The organism is Cyclobacterium salsum (assembly GCF_010119245.1).
Classification (GTDB): Bacteria; Bacteroidota; Bacteroidia; order Cytophagales; family Cyclobacteriaceae; genus Cyclobacterium; species Cyclobacterium salsum.
Genome location: NZ_WNKG01000010.1, coordinates 117,096 through 133,242, shown reverse-complemented (window position 1 = coordinate 133,242; position 16,147 = coordinate 117,096). Strand labels below are relative to the sequence as shown.

At 46.0% G+C, this 16,147-nt stretch carries 16 protein-coding genes, 2 pseudogenes and 1 riboswitch; of the genes and pseudogenes, 3 read left to right on the top strand and 15 right to left on the bottom strand.

The window, feature by feature from the left end:
- Positions 1 to 122: 122 nt before the first annotated feature.
- From GJS45_RS18130 to GJS45_RS24130, 5 genes and pseudogenes are all read right to left on the bottom strand, one after another.
- Positions 123 to 3,941, bottom strand: a complete 3,819-nt coding sequence (locus GJS45_RS18130) for an efflux RND transporter permease subunit (RefSeq protein WP_162343287.1) — start codon at positions 3,939 to 3,941, stop codon at positions 123 to 125.
- A gap of 124 nt (positions 3,942 to 4,065) precedes the next feature.
- Positions 4,066 to 4,479, bottom strand: a complete 414-nt coding sequence (locus GJS45_RS18125; protein WP_162343286.1) for an HYC_CC_PP family protein — start codon at positions 4,477 to 4,479, stop codon at positions 4,066 to 4,068.
- A 234-nt stretch (positions 4,480 to 4,713) separates the two neighbouring features.
- A pseudogene (locus GJS45_RS18120) lies at positions 4,714 to 5,427 on the bottom strand (5-methyltetrahydropteroyltriglutamate--homocysteine S-methyltransferase); the annotation flags it as partial.
- Positions 5,428 to 5,438: 11 nt separating this feature from the next.
- Entirely contained in the window at positions 5,439 to 5,660 is a 222-nt protein-coding gene (locus GJS45_RS18115) for a hypothetical protein (RefSeq protein ID WP_162343285.1), read from the bottom strand.
- A gap of 207 nt (positions 5,661 to 5,867) precedes the next feature.
- A riboswitch (cobalamin riboswitch) is annotated at positions 5,868 to 6,060 on the bottom strand.
- Positions 6,061 to 6,075: 15 nt separating this feature from the next.
- Positions 6,076 to 6,198 (bottom strand): annotated as a pseudogene (locus GJS45_RS24130) (Uma2 family endonuclease); the annotation flags it as partial.
- A 165-nt stretch (positions 6,199 to 6,363) separates the two neighbouring features.
- On the opposite strand from GJS45_RS24130, the gene GJS45_RS24125 reads away from it, so the two are divergent.
- Together GJS45_RS24125 and GJS45_RS18105 are read left to right on the top strand one after the other, a co-directional pair.
- Positions 6,364 to 6,681: a cyclic nucleotide-binding domain-containing protein gene (locus tag GJS45_RS24125; RefSeq protein WP_235954850.1), complete on the top strand. Its 318-nt coding sequence runs from the start codon at positions 6,364 to 6,366 to the stop codon at positions 6,679 to 6,681.
- An 88-nt stretch (positions 6,682 to 6,769) separates the two neighbouring features.
- Positions 6,770 to 7,120: a hypothetical protein gene (locus GJS45_RS18105; RefSeq protein ID WP_162343283.1), complete on the top strand. Its 351-nt coding sequence runs from the start codon at positions 6,770 to 6,772 to the stop codon at positions 7,118 to 7,120.
- Positions 7,121 to 7,150: 30 nt separating this feature from the next.
- Here the strand turns inward: GJS45_RS18105 and GJS45_RS18100 are convergent, their stop codons facing one another.
- From GJS45_RS18100 to GJS45_RS18085, 3 genes are all read right to left on the bottom strand, one after another.
- Complete coding sequence (locus tag GJS45_RS18100; RefSeq protein WP_162343282.1) at positions 7,151 to 7,579, bottom strand: DUF1801 domain-containing protein; 429 nt, start codon at positions 7,577 to 7,579, stop codon at positions 7,151 to 7,153.
- 9 nt (positions 7,580 to 7,588) lie between these two features.
- Entirely contained in the window at positions 7,589 to 7,786 is a 198-nt protein-coding gene (locus tag GJS45_RS18095) for a hypothetical protein (RefSeq protein WP_235954860.1), read from the bottom strand.
- 181 nt (positions 7,787 to 7,967) lie between these two features.
- A complete protein-coding gene (locus tag GJS45_RS18085; RefSeq protein ID WP_162343279.1) occupies positions 7,968 to 8,396 on the bottom strand; it encodes a DoxX family protein in 429 nt (142 codons plus the stop codon).
- A 451-nt stretch (positions 8,397 to 8,847) separates the two neighbouring features.
- On the opposite strand from GJS45_RS18085, the gene GJS45_RS18080 reads away from it, so the two are divergent.
- Positions 8,848 to 9,219 (top strand): hypothetical protein, encoded by a 372-nt coding sequence (locus GJS45_RS18080; protein WP_162343278.1) that lies wholly within the window; start codon positions 8,848 to 8,850, stop codon positions 9,217 to 9,219.
- Here the strand turns inward: GJS45_RS18080 and GJS45_RS23850 are convergent.
- The 7 genes from GJS45_RS23850 to ahr form a co-directional block, all read right to left on the bottom strand.
- Positions 9,194 to 9,373, bottom strand: coding sequence for a DUF433 domain-containing protein (locus GJS45_RS23850; protein WP_262887952.1), 180 nt, complete (start codon positions 9,371 to 9,373; stop codon positions 9,194 to 9,196). The genes GJS45_RS18080 and GJS45_RS23850 overlap by 26 nt on opposite strands.
- Before the next feature lie 16 nt (positions 9,374 to 9,389).
- The gene (locus tag GJS45_RS18070; protein WP_162343277.1) at positions 9,390 to 11,237 is read right to left on the bottom strand and encodes an ABC transporter ATP-binding protein; all 1,848 of its coding nucleotides are present in this window, start codon (positions 11,235 to 11,237) and stop codon (positions 9,390 to 9,392) included.
- 166 nt (positions 11,238 to 11,403) lie between these two features.
- Complete coding sequence (locus tag GJS45_RS18065; protein ID WP_162343276.1) at positions 11,404 to 12,309, bottom strand: oxidoreductase; 906 nt, start codon at positions 12,307 to 12,309, stop codon at positions 11,404 to 11,406.
- A 25-nt stretch (positions 12,310 to 12,334) separates the two neighbouring features.
- Positions 12,335 to 13,261, bottom strand: coding sequence for an amidohydrolase family protein (locus tag GJS45_RS18060; RefSeq protein WP_162343275.1), 927 nt, complete (start codon positions 13,259 to 13,261; stop codon positions 12,335 to 12,337).
- Positions 13,262 to 13,767: 506 nt separating this feature from the next.
- Positions 13,768 to 14,403 (bottom strand): sulfotransferase family protein, encoded by a 636-nt coding sequence (locus GJS45_RS18055; RefSeq protein ID WP_162343274.1) that lies wholly within the window; start codon positions 14,401 to 14,403, stop codon positions 13,768 to 13,770.
- A gap of 107 nt (positions 14,404 to 14,510) precedes the next feature.
- The gene (locus GJS45_RS18050) at positions 14,511 to 14,936 is read right to left on the bottom strand and encodes a nuclear transport factor 2 family protein (protein WP_162343273.1); all 426 of its coding nucleotides are present in this window, start codon (positions 14,934 to 14,936) and stop codon (positions 14,511 to 14,513) included.
- A gap of 86 nt (positions 14,937 to 15,022) precedes the next feature.
- Complete coding sequence (gene ahr, locus GJS45_RS18045; protein WP_162343272.1) at positions 15,023 to 16,027, bottom strand: NADPH-dependent aldehyde reductase Ahr; 1,005 nt, start codon at positions 16,025 to 16,027, stop codon at positions 15,023 to 15,025.
- Between the last annotated feature and the right edge of the window lie 120 nt (positions 16,028 to 16,147).

The window sequence follows — 16,147 nt, the reverse complement described above, 5'->3', positions numbered from 1 at the left end:
GCTCCATTCAAACACCGGCAAGACCCAATCAAATGGCCCTACGTACACCGCTACATCTTTCAATTTCTGTATCATTGTTAATCCTTTATATCGTGCCAAAACCTCTAATTTCTAACCTTCAATCAAGCTTTCGCAACTCCTTCCTGACTAACCTTGCTCTCCGCTCTCCAGCAATACAGTACGGGAACCAAAAACAGCGTAAGCAGGGCGATGGACATGCCACCAAATGCCGGGAGTGCCATGGGAATCATGATATCCGAACCCCGGCCGGAAGAGCTGAGAATGGGCAATAGGGCCAACAGCGTGGTAGAAGTCGTCATCAGGCAGGGTAGTATACGTTTCTGTCCGGCCTCCATGACCGCTTTCCGGACTTCCTTAATGGTATCCGGCTGGTGCTTTTCAAAGCTCTGATCCAGGTAGGTGGCCATGACCACCCCATCATCCGTGGCAATCCCAAACAAGGCAATAAAACCCACCCACACCGCTACGCTCAAATTGTAGGTCTTCATCTGGAACAGTTCCCGCATGGAGGTACCCAGGATGTCCACATCCATAAACCAACTTTGGCCATACAGCCATAGCATCAGAAATCCACCGGCAAAGGCCAGGGCGATGCCGGCAAATACAAACAGCGAGGTGAAAGCGGAGCGGAACTGGAAATACAGGATCAGAAAGATGATAATTAAGGACAGGGGAATGACCAGGGACAGCCGTTTTTCTGCCCGGATCTGGTTTTCGTAATTGCCGGAAAATTCATACCTCACGCCGGAAGGGACAGTCAGTTCATCGTTGTCGATTTTTTCCTGCAGGTAGCTCTGCGCATCTTCCACCACCGTCACTTCAGCAAAGCCGGGCATTTTGTCCAGTAAAACATACCCTACCAAAAAGCTATCTTCACTTTTAATCATCCCTGGTCCGGGCCGGTAGCTTACGGATGCCAGTTGATTGAGGGGAAGGTAGGCGCCTCCGGGCGTGGGTACCTGCAGGTTTTCGATAGCCGTGGGATCGTCCCGGTATTCCCGGGGATAGCGTACCCGGATTGGGTAGCGCTCCCTGCCTTCCACGGTTGTGCTGATTTGCATGCCTCCAATGGCGGTCTGGATAAAATCCTGCACCTCACCAATCGTTAATCCGTACCGGCTGATTTTTTCCCGGTCAATGTCAATTTCCAGATAGGGTTTGCCCACCACCCGATCTGCAAAAACCGCCTCCTTTTTGACAGAAGGAACCTCCTTCAGGTATTTTTCCACTTCGAAGCCAAAGGCTTCAATCGTCTCCAGATCGGGACCGTACACCTTGATTCCCATGGGTGCCCGCATGCCGGTTTGCAGCATGATCAGCCGGGTCTCTATGGGCTGAAGCTTGGGAGAAGAAGTGACGCCTGGTATCGTAATCCTTGCTACGATTTCATCCCAGATATCATCCGGACGTTGAATGTGCGTCCGCCATTGTCTGAAATAGGCTCCTTTCGGATCCGGAATAAGCTGGGAAAGCGAAACGCTTTCCGGCCGGTCGGATTCCGGGTCGTAGGTTTCTCCGTTTTCCAGGAGGAAGTGATTTTCATCGTCCACCCTGAATCGGAGTCGTTCGCCATTTTCATCGCTGGCGTATTCGCTTTTGTATTGGATGGTGTTTTCAAACATGGTCATGGGAGCGGGGTCAATGGCCGTTTCGGCCCTACCTGCTTTTCCCACCACCATTTCCACCTCCGGGATGGCGTTGACCAGCATGTCCAGTTTTTGAAGGATTTCCCGGTTGGCTTCTACCCCGGCATGGGGCATGGAGGTCGGCATCAGGAGAAAGGTGCCTTCGTCCAGGCTGGGCATAAACTCCTCCCCCAGGCCTGGGAAGGTAGCGGTGATACTTTTCCATGGGGAGCTGTCCCGAATATTCCAGCCTATTTTTTCCAGGGCGGTTGGTATCAGGGAAAAGGTACGGTCAAAACCCAGCCAAATGGTAATTCCGGTCAATAGTACCAGTAATGGAGCTATGATAAATTTTCCTTTGTTGTCCAGGCACCAGCCCAGGATACGGGAGTAGTAGTGCATAAACAGCAGGAAGGCACCCAGCACCAGTCCGATGATCACGGAGATAAACAGAAAATTGGTCAATTGGCTACGCGATACGCCCAGGGGCATCCATTCCCCGGCAAGAAGCCAGGCGATGGAAAGCAAGGTGAAGCCCACCTTCAGGAAATTCCGCCAGGTTTCTACCTTTTCCGGGAAATAGTGCAGGGCCAGGTTGATGAGTCCAAAACCGACCAGCACCCATCCCGCCCAGGACCAGACAAATATCCAGGTGAGAATCCCTGAAATCAGCAGGATACCATTGAATATCCGGGTGGATTTTCCGGATCCTTTGCGAATGGAAAATATCCAATGGCTAAAGGCTGGCATGATAACTAAGGTAAAAATAACGGCAGCGATCAGCGCAAAGGTCTTGGTATAGGCAAGGGGACCAAACAGCTTCCCTTCGGCTGCTTGTAACGTGAAAACCGGAAGAAAACTGATAATGGTTGTACTTACCGCGGTGAGTATGGCCGATGCCACCTCGGTAGTGGCGGTATAGATGATTTTTAGTTTGGATTCGGAAGGATCGGATTCTTTGAGATGGCGCAGGATGTTTTCATTCAAGATGATCCCCAGGTCCACCATGGTACCGATGGCAATGGCAATACCGGAAAGGGCGACGATATTCGCGTCGACGTTCAGGTATTTCATAAAGATAAAGCACATCAGGACCGAAAGGGGCAGCAAGGCCGAAATCAACAGCGAGGCCCGGAGGTTGTACACCATGACCATGATTACCAAAATGGATATCAAAACCTGTAAGCTGATGGCCTGATAGAGCGTGCCCAGGGTTTCGTAAATGAGTCCGGTCCGGTCGTAAAACGGGACTATCGTCAATTGGGAAACCCTGCCATCTTCCAGGGTCTTGCTCGGTAGACTTCCGGAGAGTTGTTCGATTTTTTCCTTTACCCCCTGTATGACCGCGAGTGGGTTTTCTCCGTAGCGGGCAATGACCACGCCGCCCACTGCTTCGGCACCTGCTTTGTCCAGGATGCCTGTCATATTGCGGGGTTGGGGACCGATGGTAACCCGGGCAACATCCTGAATGCGTATGGGGACGTTATCGCTGACTTTTACTACGGTGGCATCCAGGTCGCTGAGTTGTTCCACATAGCCCAGGCCACGAACAAAATAGTCCACCTTATTGATTTCAATCGTATTGGCACCTACGTCCAGGTTGCTGTTTTTTACTGCCCGGACCACGTCCGTCAAGGCGATGTTGTGGGCTTTAAGGGCTGCAGGGTCTACGTCTACCTGGTATTCCTTGATATAGCCCCCTACCGAAGCCACTTCCGCCACACCCGAGGCACTGCTAAGGGCATAGCGAATGGTAAAATCCTGAACGGCTCGCAGTTCATGCAGATCCCAGCCGCCTGCGGGATTGCCGTCTTTATCCCTGCCTTCCAGGGTGTACCAATACACCTGTCCCAAAGCCGTGGCATCCGGGCCCAGACGGGGCTGCACCCCTTCCGGAAGCAGGCCAGCGGGCAGGGCATTCAGTTTTTCCAGGATGCGGGAGCGGCTCCAGTAAAATTCGATGTCTTCTTCAAAGAGGATATAAATGCTGGAAAAACCAAAAGCGGAGCTGCTGCGCACCGTTTTTACCCCGGGCAAACCCAAAAGGGTGGTGGTTAGAGGGTAGGTGATCTGGTCCTCCACATCCTGCGGACTGCGGCCCATCCATTCAGTAAAGACGATTTGCTGGTTTTCACCGATATCGGGAATGGCGTCTACCGGCACGGGATCCCTCGGCAGGAAGTCGATCTGCCAGTTGAAGGGTGCCGTAGCGATCCCCCAGCCAATGATAAGCAGCAGGAGCAGAACGGTAACCAACTTGTTCTCCAAAAAGAACTTGATAATTCGATTGAGCATATTTTACTAATTTGATGATCGATGGAAATGGCCGAAAAGGATCCCCGGATTGGAAAGGGAGCGGCATGGGAATTCGGGAAGCCGGGATAAAGCATCCAGGCAGGTTTCCGATTACATCAAATGATCAAATAAGGAAGGATTGAATGAGGACCGGGATGTCCCGGGGAAGAAGTGGAGGGATGTAGACCTCCATGGCCTCCATAAGCGGTAGTTCAGTATTGGCAGTAAAGTAGGAAACAAGCAGGGAAAGAACGGCGACAAGCTCGGGTTGGGTTTTCTGGAAAACAGGCGATTTGCTCAACTCGTCTTGTCCGTGGAGGATTCGTTGCTCATCCTCGCAGCAATCTTCCTTGCTGTTTTTGTCCGGCTCGGGCGCATGACAGGACTTGCGGTGCATGTCGCAGGCGGGTGCATCAGTCAGTATGCCCACACTTTCCAGCTCTCCCATACAGAGGTGCAGGTTGACCGTAAAGGTCATGGAACTGAGCACGACCAGCAGGGAAAGGAAAAGGGAGGCTATGTTTTTCAGTGCGTTCATGCAATTTCCCGATCATCAGCAATACCGTATTGATTGATTTTCGGCAGTTTTATTATTTTCACAGCAAATATACTGGTATTCCGATTCTAAAAGTTACGTAATTTTTTCAAATTTTTATACTGTTAGCGATTATTTCCGCATACCGCCGTCTAAAAGGTAATCCGGCAAACCCAGGATTGTAAATCCCCTTTTTCAGAGTCTGCCGGATTAATCGGGGATGAGGGACCCACCAGGTTAAGACGAGGTAAACGCTTTCCTTAATTCACTGGCTGCGGCCACCATACGTCGCAGCGCCTGTTCGGTTTCCAACCAGTTCCTGGTTTTCAGACCACAGTCAGGATTGATCCAAAGCCTATCGACAGGAATTACCTGGATTGCTTTTTTTAATTGAAAAATCATTTCCTCTTTTGAAGGAATACGTGGTGAATGGATGTCGTAGACTCCCGGCCCAATTTCGTTGGGATAATTGAAATCCGCAAATACATCCAATAGCTCCATTTGCGATCTCGAGCACTCAATGGTGATTACATCGGCATCCATGGCGACGATGCTTTCCATGATATCATAGAATTCGGAGTAGCACATATGGGTGTGGATCTATGTATCGTCCTGAACGCCGGAGCTGGCGATACGGAAAGCATTTACTGCCCAGTCCAGGTAAGCTTTCCAGTCTTCTTTTTTCAGCGGGAGTCCTTCCCGGATGGCAGGTTCATCTATTTGAATGATCTTAATCCCTGCCCTTTCCAGGTCCGTAACTTCATCCCTGATGGCCAGGGCAATCTGCCTGCACGTTTCGGAGCGGGGCTGATCATTCCGGACAAATGACCATTGCAGGATGGTGACCGGTCCAGTGAGCATTCCCTTAACCCATTTTTTAGTCAATGACTGGGCGTGGCTGGACCAGAATACGGTCATGGGAGCCGGACGGTCAATATCACCGTAAATGATGCGGTTGGAGCCTATTTTCTGGTTGGCAAGCTGCAACATGTTAAGAGAATGCTGGAAATCATTTTTCCAAATGTTCCGGCCTCCTGTTGCATTCTCCAGTTTTTGATCCGGATGTTCCATCCGGTCCGGACGAGTTCTTCCTGTGGGATTTGGCCTGACCAATACTTTTCACAGGCTTTCTTGAGTTCTCTTTTGGCACCAATACGCGGGTAACCAAGATTGTGCGTTTGCATGTTCTTTTAACTTTTAAAAGATTAAAATTGAGTTAAAAGCCCTTTTGCTTTATTTCACAATGCCTTGAAAAATCGAAGTTGGTGGAGCAATTCAAATGCAAAAGTATGGACACACCGCTTCAGTTCAGAAACAGCTGTCCTCTTAAAAATGCACCAAACATGACACCGTGCTTCAAATCGCGAAAGCATTGTCAATCCTGTTTGACGGTAAACAGGGCGAAACAGGCAGGTCTCCTGACTTGTAACATTTTTACCATCCGTCCCACCCCGCTGGATGCGGGACAGTGGATATCTAGGGTAAAAACCTTGGGCGTTACTTACAGTTGCGCGACAGTTCGTGATTTGCACACGATTCCCTATTCATTCACCATTAAGTAAAACCCGTTTCGGTTGATAAGAAATAAAAAAGAACTTATTGAAAAACCTTTCCCCGGATCAACTCGATCCTCTCGTCCAGTTGCCAGGAAAGGTAATCCGCATAGGAATAGTGACCATATACGGAAAAAGGTTCTTTGACTTTATCGAGGGGCTTTTCCATTTTTGCTACAGGAATCAGGAACTTTTTCTAAAGATAATAAGATTTGGGCAAACCCTGATAAGCTATTCAAACGTACGCAATTACCGCTTTTCCGAAGGTATTCGGGCGATTTATTGGGATAATTCCCTATGTTGTGTTGGCGATTGGGTAGCATTTCTTTCCGCATTGACACCGCTGGAGTCAAAAATACCGGAGTGGCTGTCTTATGGAGTCATGCCGATTGCCGGATTTTCTGATCAGGGAACCAAACAAAACCCAATCAAAAACGGTTTCTTTAGGAGAAAAAACCAAGTGGAAGCGTTAGTAAAACAAGTAATGGAGGCCTTTGACGGGATACTCACTTCGGTTAGTTACCGTCGAGGAGAGCTCATCCACGCGTCAAATGCCACCTGCAATAGCCTATTTATTGTGAAGTCCGGCATTTTGCGGTCGTATTATTTTAAAGACGGTAAGGACATCACGGCTCATTTTGCCATGCGCTAGGGAATGCGACCTGATTTTTTGACATTCGTCAAAAGTAAAGAGAAGCCAAGTCATTACTTTTGTGTGTTCGCCTACGATACGAGATGTCATGACAATTTCTGCGAAAAACCTGTTGTTGCTGGATGGCCTGGGGGCCTTGATGACGGCCACCCTGCTACGTCAGGTAGTGGCATGGTATGAACCATTATTTGGGATGCCAAAGGCGACCGTCTACGTACTTTCGGTCGTTGCATTGGGCTTTGCGGCTTTTTCACTGGGCAGCTACTTGCTGGCAAAAAGCGGTTTTACCCGCTATCTTGGAATCATTCTTTTTGCGAATCTTGCATATTGTGTGTCAACTGCTGCATTGCTGTTCGTTTATCGTGAAAAAATAACCTGGTTGGGGATTGCTTATTTTTATCCATTGATCGGTTTAAAATTTAAATGTCTGGAATGGTAAGGCTAAAATGTAAAAACGGTTTTTTTTAAATCAAATCCCCAAGGTCAGTTGGTCTTTGACTTTGTGGTATCGTAAAGCCGCTTTGATGCATTCTTTTAGTTCCGGGACCGGGATTTGCTGGTTTATTGCAAATATAATGGCCCGATTTCCCTCGTAGTGAAAGGTACGGTCAAAGACCATTCGAAAGGTATCCACCAGGCGACTCGAGCATTGGAAATACAAGGCATATTGCTCTGGTGTTTTGGTTTTCCAATCCATTCGGATGGTGCTGCCATTTTTTGTCAGGAAACTAGGTTCGCCCCATTTTAACGTTTCCACCAGTTCGTCAACCCCCTCCGTTTCTTCGGCCGTTTCGATAATCAATTCCCGTAAAAAAAGCATTTTTCCCCGAATGGGGTCAGGATACCGGTCAAATACCTCCTTTACGTTGGGATTTGTTTTCCTTACTAGCTTTTCCATGGTCTATTTTTATTCAGCATGTCCCAGACTGATTACCACCTTGCCCTGATGCTTTCCCTCACCAAAATACTGAATCAGTCTGGGGGTATCCCGGAGTAAATAGGGCCCGTCAATGAAGATCTGAATCTTCTTTTGGCTAAAGAGTTCCAGGAAATAGTATAGATCTTTATTGGGTTTCAAACTTACTATTTCCGATTCAGGGTACATCTTATTTCATCGCTGTAATTCCATTTGATGCGATCGCCGACCAAGCCGCCAGGCTCCGATTTTAGAAACCTAAAGAGGGGATTCGCTTGTTTTCCATTCACGTCAACTTTACCCGACATAACAAAACTCACCCCATAGGTAAGCTGGCAAAATGCGTCGCTTCGAAATCATAAAACATTTTTTAGGTTCTATTTTTATTTTTCTGAGTCCATTTATTGAAAGCGCCGGTGGACCAAAGAGCCCATAAAACCAATACAGGTTGGAAAAATAGCCGTATCAATCGTTTTTGGTCGGTATCCAAGCCAAAAGCATCGATACCATTGGTGTACTGAGATAGGTTTCCAGGGAAGATAAGTACGTAAAAGACCGCCAACGCAATCCCCACGTAATAGGCATACCCGGTTAAAAAGATCATAGCAAGTCCCAGCGATATTTCTATAATGCCAGAGGATATGACGACAAAATCCATAAACGCTGGATCCTCAGGTAACCATCGTGGAACCTGGGCCTGGAATTCCTCCCGTTGAAAAGTCAAATGACCGAGTCCTGCCAGTACCATTAGGCCACCCAGCAGGATTCTCATTAGCTTTTGAATAAGCGTTGTTTTCATTTTGACTATCGTTTAGGATTAAATCGTTTACGATAGAAAAGTACCCAACATTTGTCGCATGATCAAACCAATGTGAATCATTTACTAAAAACCTTACGTCCGCCTGCGGATTTAACCCAGGTAGTGGTTGGCCGCTCCCAAAGCGACATCAATGGAATAAATTGGACAAAGCGCAGGTGCATAGGATAGGCGTGCAGCGCCTCCAACCTACAGGCAAGTAACGATGCTAACGACATATTTAGTTCTATAATGCGTCCTGGTATTTTTTCATTTGGGGTGTTGCGCTCCTCATTTTTTGTAGATCATTGAATTTTAATTAATTTAAAACGATGGCAGGTATGCAGGGTCGATGCCTATTGACTAGTCCAATGATCACTGCAGCTGCTTTATTGCCAAATTCGTAACCGATCTGTCCGTTTTTTGCGGCACGCGCTGGCAGGTCAATGCCCTGATGATTCCTATCCCAAGATCCTACGGGGAAGCATTCCTGATGCCGGTTGCCAAAGTGATGAAACTCTACAGAAAATACAGCGGCACCAACTACTGCGCAACCACACAAACGCCCGCCTACCTGGACGTTACGGCAAGTAGAAAAGGGAATACGTTATTTGCGCACGTAGTGAATACGCATCGAACTTCGCCCGTAAAAACCACCTTATCCCTAAAAGGGGAAACGATAGCCTCGATCAAGGTGCACGAAATCCCTTTTCTATCCGGCGAAATTGAAATGACATCATGCCCTTCAGCGGACAACCATTTTGCAGCAGTCGGGCCGGTACATTCATTCACAATAAATTTCATTTTGAATGTGCAAAAGGAGTGAAAAAGTTATTTTCCATAACTTCATTGGCAAAAAGCAAACAGGACCGAATATCTTTTTCTGTTATATAATTGTACTCCTCAATGATTGACTGGGGAGTTTCGCCATGGTCAAGCAATCCAAGAATGAACTGAACGGACAATCGGGTGCCTTTTATGAAAATTGGGATTGGATCACTGATAACCAGCGGCCTGTAAATTGAATAATTCTGAATATAATTGCCCGTTTGCCATCAATTCCTCGTGCGTTCCAATCTCCAATACGCTTCCGCCCTTGAGTACCATGATGCGGTCTGCAATCCGTACGGTACTAAAACGGTGTGAAATGATCACGGCTGTTTTGCCATAAGTTAAGGATATAAAACGATTGAATGTTTCCGATTCGGCACGTGCATCCAGTGCTGAGGTGGGCTCGTCCAAAATCAGCACATCGGCATCTTTCATGTAAGCACGTGCCATTGCGATTTTTTGCCATTGCCCTCCGGAAAGGTCTTTTCCGTCTTTGAATCGCCTTCCCAGTTTTTGGTCGTATCCGTTTGGCAGCTCCTGAATTACTTCCACAGCAAGACTTTTCTCAGCAGCTTGACTGATCCTACTTTGATTTTCCAGCTCCTGAATCTCGCCAACTGCAATATTCTCTCTCAGACTCAGGTCAAACTTCACAAAATCCTGAAAAATAACACCAAACCGGTTATGATAAGCCACAGGATCAAATTGATGAATGGGGATGCCGTCTAATAAGATCTCCCCTTCGGTGGGCGCATAAAATTGCAAAAGTAGCTTAATAAGTGTTGATTTGCCAGCTCCATTTTCCCCTACCAGGGCTAGTTTTTCACCCACCAGCAGCTTGAAGCTAACCTTGCGAATCACCCAACTTTCGGAATGAGGATATTTAAATCCAACGTTTCGAAATTCAAAGCCCTCCTTTATCTTTTCAGGCAAGGGCAGTTTTTCTTCGGATGCTGATTTAGAAATCTCATTTGTTCTTTGGCCAGTCCGCAAATCCAGAAACTCAAAATAGTCTTGTAGGTATAAGGCCCGCTCAGTGATGTCCGTGAATCGTATGAATAAGCCTTGAAGTTTATTGCGCAGGCGGTTGAAGGAACCGGAAAGAAACGTAAGATCCCCGATGGTGAGCAGGCCTGCAACAGTGCGAAAAACAATGAGTATATAGGCACCATAATAAGCGCAGGTACTGATTATATTGAAAAAAGACCCCCAGATAGCGCGTTTGTAAGATAGCTTTTTGCTTTGTTCATAATATTGCTGAGACAGCAAACTAAATCGTTCTGCAAGGTAACCGGATAGTCCAAAAAGTTTCACCTCTTTTGCTGTGACATCGCTTGCGCCCACATACCTTAAATAGTCCAGTTCCCTGCGCTCCTGCGTCCAGCTTCTGGCCAGAGAGTAACTTGTGCCGCTAAACTTGATTTCATTCACTATTGTCGGTATGATAGATAGCACCAATAAAATGATCAACCAGGGTTCGAATACCACCACCCCCGTCAGCAGTGAGGCAATCACGATAATGTCCTGCCCCTGGGTAAGTATATTGGACATCAGCCCTACACGGCCCGTTGTTTGTTGACGCGCGCGTTCCAGTTTGTCGTAAAACTCGGAATCTTCCAGTTGCGAAAGGGTAAGTTCAGCTGTCTTTCTGATTATCTTCACCGATGAACCAATGGAATATTGGTCTCCTAAAAGGGCATCAGTATGTGTAGTAAGTCTGCTGAGGAGATCTGAGGCAATTGCCAGAGAAAGTTCAAGGAAGATCAAGAGCCATAGCTGGTCCATATCCTGGGTTTCAGCATTTATCTGCAATACAATTTCATCAATAATCAGCTTGCCTACCCATAGCATACTTACAGGTAGCAGGGCACTTATGATTCGGCAGATCAGGTTGGTATAAAAAAGAGCGGGGTTCACCTTTCTGATTTCGCCAAAGAAACGAGGAATAAACTTGAGGGTGGCGAAACTCTCTTTGAGACTAACACGCTGCGGTTTGAAGGATTGTAATGGCAATTGCGAGTGATTTAACAATTAAGACGATCTGCGAAGTTAACACTTTAATGCAGCGCTGTCTCGCCTGAAATACTTAATTTTTGTAACGCATCATTTCCAGTGGAGGATAAGAAATGTTCATTTAAAGAGGATAAAAAATTCGTAGTGCTTTCGTTTACGGAATCTATTATAAATATTTCATACCCACCAATTCTTCTGCTACTTCCCAGAGACGTTTTGCCACATCTTCATCATTTGCTAATGCTGTGCCGGAGACTTTACCGGGCTTTCCTTTGAACTCGTTAAATCCTGTTGGACCAAAATAGTCTCCCCCTGCTGCATCACCAATTGCCGCTACCATGGTAGGTTTTGCACCTTCTTTTGGCGCATGCGTTAGAAGTGGAGCAACTGTGTATTTCAATATACCATAAACAATTTTCGGCATATGCCTGGCCAACTCGGTAGTGGCAATACCTGGATGTGCAGCCGTTGATATGGTTTGATCATGCCCGGCTTTTTCTAACCTCCTTTGCAATTCAAAAGCAAATAATAAGCATGCCAGCTTTGACTGCCCATAAGCGGCTGATGCGGAATAATTTTTCTCACTTTGCAGGTCGTCAAAATTGATCTTCCCATTTTTATGGGCGATGGAGCTTAAGTTTACTATCCTGGAATTGGGTGTTTTTAGGATTGTATTCAATAGTAAGCCAGTGAGCAGGAAATGTCCCAGGAAATTGGCCTCTATCTGTAATTCATAGCCATCTTTCGTCTTGGTATAAGGAGGCATCATCACACCGGCATTATTAATCAAAACATCTAAGCGGTCATATTTTGATTGATAGGCTTTGGCAAAATTCCGCACAGAATCTAAACTACTTAAGTCAATTTCCATTACTTCTACATCTGCCTTTGGTACTTCTTTTTTTATGTTTTCTTTAGCGGCATTGGCTTTTTCCAGGCTCCGGCAAGCCATAATCACTTTCGCTCCTTTTTTTGCCAAGGATAGGCTATTTTCATAACCCAAACCTGTATTGGCTCCTGTTACGATAAAGATGCGTCCTTTTTGTTCCGGTAAAATATGCGTCTGGTCCATGTTTTGTGGTTTTTATTAAAGCTAGTCAATCTATTTTACCAACTGCTTCCAATTTCAGGAATTTTGCTGCATTTCCATAAAATATCCCTTCTTTATCTTCCTCAGTGAGGAAGTCTAGACTGTTTAAAAAATCAATAGATTTCTCTATTGAATAAGGCCAAGTCATTTGGTCGGAGCCAAACATGACCCGATCAAGATAGCCCGCATGCTTAATATTTCGGAGAAAATCCGTCACGTATCGTTGCGTATTGGGTTCTACCCAGAGCAATACAGCGATATCGGTATAGAGTTGGGGGTAGTAGGCCATCAATCGAATGGCGTGCTCTGGCCAATCTTCTCCTCCGGCATGCATTAAATAGACACGGAGTTTGGGGTATTTTACCAATACATCTTCAATGAGGTAAGGATCGCCTAATGAGAGTCTGGCTTTGGGTGCCCAAGAGTAGGTTCCCATTGGATCGCCTCCTCCCGTATGCACCGCCACAGGGATATCATATTTTTCGCAAATCTCAAGATAGGGCTGCCAAATGGAATCGCTCAAGGTAGTGCCGCTGTAATAGGGACCCAGTTCTCCAAAAACTTCAATTTCACCGGCTTTAATCATTTGCTCAAACTTGACGATATCCATATCATGATCGTCTGGCAAAAAACTCAGAATACCCCGAATCACCCTGTTCTCTCTATCATTTTCTTTCCAGATTCTTACACTTTCGGGATTTCCACTGACCATGGCTTTCACAATATTCAATCGCTCCATTGCCGCAAAAGTCTCTGTAAGATGCGCTTTCGCATTAGCAGACCCTTTGACTCCATAGTGATCAGTAACAGGCTCCCGTTCGCCAAAATCACTCTCTGTATAGGAGTGAATATGCATGTCGATAATTCGCTTTTGTGAAAAAGCTTCCAGTGTGGGTAAAACTGCAAAAGCTAAAAGGGCTAAGATTTTTTTCATATTGTTTGATGTTACTGATTCAACCTATTGTATTTCCTCAGCACTTCCACTCCTTTCACATCGTCCTTTACTAATACCTAATTCGAATACGCACATAGCCATGAAAACTGAAATCCATCAAGGACGAAAGGGCGCATTTTCTTTCCCAATTCAGGGATTTATTTTTCTAATTTTACCGGCATGCTCCCCAGTTTCCCCATTAAATTTACTCGTGACTTCCGGGGAAGTTCCAGTTTCTCTATTGTCCCATGAATCCATTGCCTCCTTCAGTTCCTTTGAAGGTTCCTGACCCGAAGCAATAGCAACCTCAGCTTATTGCACCTTAGCAAACCATTCAGGGTCTTTTCGGTTCCAGGCAGTTCCAATACAGAAAAGTATAATTGCAGTGAGGATAAGATTTTTGGGAGCCATATTCCGAAAGGAATAAACCAAAAATCCCATCAAAGCATAATTATAAAATATCTCTCCTACCCAAAGCAATAAATACCCATGAATCAATCCAAAAATCAAGTTGTTGGCTTTGTGGCAGCATTCACCAAATCCCAGAATTCTTCCCGGTTATTGGTGCGGGGAAACGCTGTTTTGGGGGCCTCTACGTTTAAATATGCGCACAAAGGTTCCCATCCTTCCTTTACCTGATATACCAGCAGTTGGTCGGGCGGGATTAAAGCCACGACTGCTTTATTATGTGCTTCGTATCTTTCTGCCAGGCCCTCAAAATCAAGACCCATTGGAAAACCTGATTTTTCAATCACCTTCACCACCATATTGAGCCACTCTTGAACGGGCGCAGGTGCGTTTTCCCGACCGGTAAGCAATTTGTAGATCGTAGAACCAAAGCTTTCCGCCCAAGATTCTTTACTTCGGTGTGTTAAAATAAATCGAGCATTCGGATACGTTGCATAAAGCTCTTTGTAAAAGGCAGCGGTTGGCCAATCCACGGCGCTTTGCATGCCTTCATAAACAGCGTCAAAATTGGCCGGATGATTCAATAGCTCATTCCAAAGGGGCAGTTGAACGGGCATGTTTTGCGCCACACGCTCCATGTGGTGGCAAGGACCCAGTTGCAGTTGTTCCAGTGCTGTTTTCAACGAATAGGTGCCGGTTCTTCCCAGACCTAATCCAATAACTTTTAATTCCATAAATATTCTTTTTGTTTACTAACTACCTACGCTAAATCGGTTTTCGGCCCACCTTTCCTACTTGCTCTTAATTTCCAGAGGATGGAGTTCGGTTGCCTTGATCAGGATTATTGGTTATCCGGCCTGTAATCGGAATGTTGCCAGGACATCAATACCCACTTGTTGTTTTGATCGGCCCAAACAGCCGTAAATACGCCTTTGTATTCAAAAACATCTGAAGGATTCTCTTTTTGACTTATTTTTTGGTCGATAATACCCGAAACGATTGCAGTACCACCTGATTGATTAACGGTTAGATCTGAAAACTCATTTATAACGCTCATCGTTGAGGTTGCTTCCTTTATCGCTGTGCGACCCATTTTCTGGCCATTACCAGTAATAAATACAAAGTTTTCATCGGTATTTTCTAATGTAAACATCCGATCTTCAGCTATAGCCATAAATTCATGGAAGGTCTTTTCCGTAAAAGAACCTTGAGAATAGGCATTGAGTGTAAATGCCATAAGGACAATAAGAAATGCTACCTGTTTCATTTTTTTTAAGTTTTTAGCCTACTCTAAATCGGTTTTCGGCGTACCTTTTTTTGAAAATTGTTCCAATGATAGGATAGTTGAATCTCCTAGTTTTTCAATACAATTCGGAAACGGGCCTTTCCGGATTCCAGATGTTCCAAAGCTTCATTTACCTTTGACATCGGGAATTCTTCTGTAATCGGATAAATGTTATGTCGCACACAGAATTCCAACATGGTTCGTGTCAAGGCTGGGCTCCCGAGAGGACTTCCTGCGACAGACTTTTCTCCCATAATCAGAGAAAATGCAGGAATAGCCATCGGTTCTAATACCGCTCCCACATTGTGAAACTTTCCTTTAGGAGCTAAAGCGGTCAAATACGAATTCCAATCCAACGTAACATTGGTCGTATTCAGAACGAAATTCAGACTTCCGGCGATTTTTGCCAGTTCCTCTGGATTAGTAGAATCCACCACCTGGGTGGCTCCCATTTCGATAATGGACTTCTTTTTATCCGGTTTGGAGCTAAAAGCGATGACTTCACAGCCCCACTTGTTTAGGAATTTGAGTGCCATATGGCCCAAGCCCCCGATGCCGATGACGCCAACTTTATCCGTTGCTTTGACCCCGGCGAGAATGATCGGATTAAACACGGTAATGCCACCACAAAGCAAAGGTCCGGCTTTGTCCAGATCGATACCCTCTGGTAGCGGTATGGCCCAGGACCAATGGCTGCGAACGTAGTCAGCAAAGCCACCATGCCTGCCACCAATAGTGAATTCGGCAGAAGCGCACAGATGATGCGCGCCATCCATACATTCATGGCAGGACATGCAGGAACCCGATAACCAACCCACACCTACTTTATCCCCTACTTTTACATTTTTGACAGCATTGCCTGCTGCGACTACCTCGCCAATAATCTCGTGGCCCGGGACAATCGGATAGGCCGTCATTCCCCAGTCATTGTTCATCATGCTGAGATCTGAGTGGCAGATTCCGCAGTTGATCACCCGGATATCGACTTGTTCAGCACCTAATTCTCCCATTTCGTAGGAAAAGGGGGCAAGTTTTTCATGTGGGCCATTGGCGGCATAAGCGGATACGTTCATAGTTTTAATTAAGCTTAAAGTGTGGAAACTTGGGTTGATACTTTTGAAGTATTGGATTTTAACCGATGATGATTTTCTTTCAAGCAAGAATCAGGTTGATGAACTGAAGTAGATTTGTTT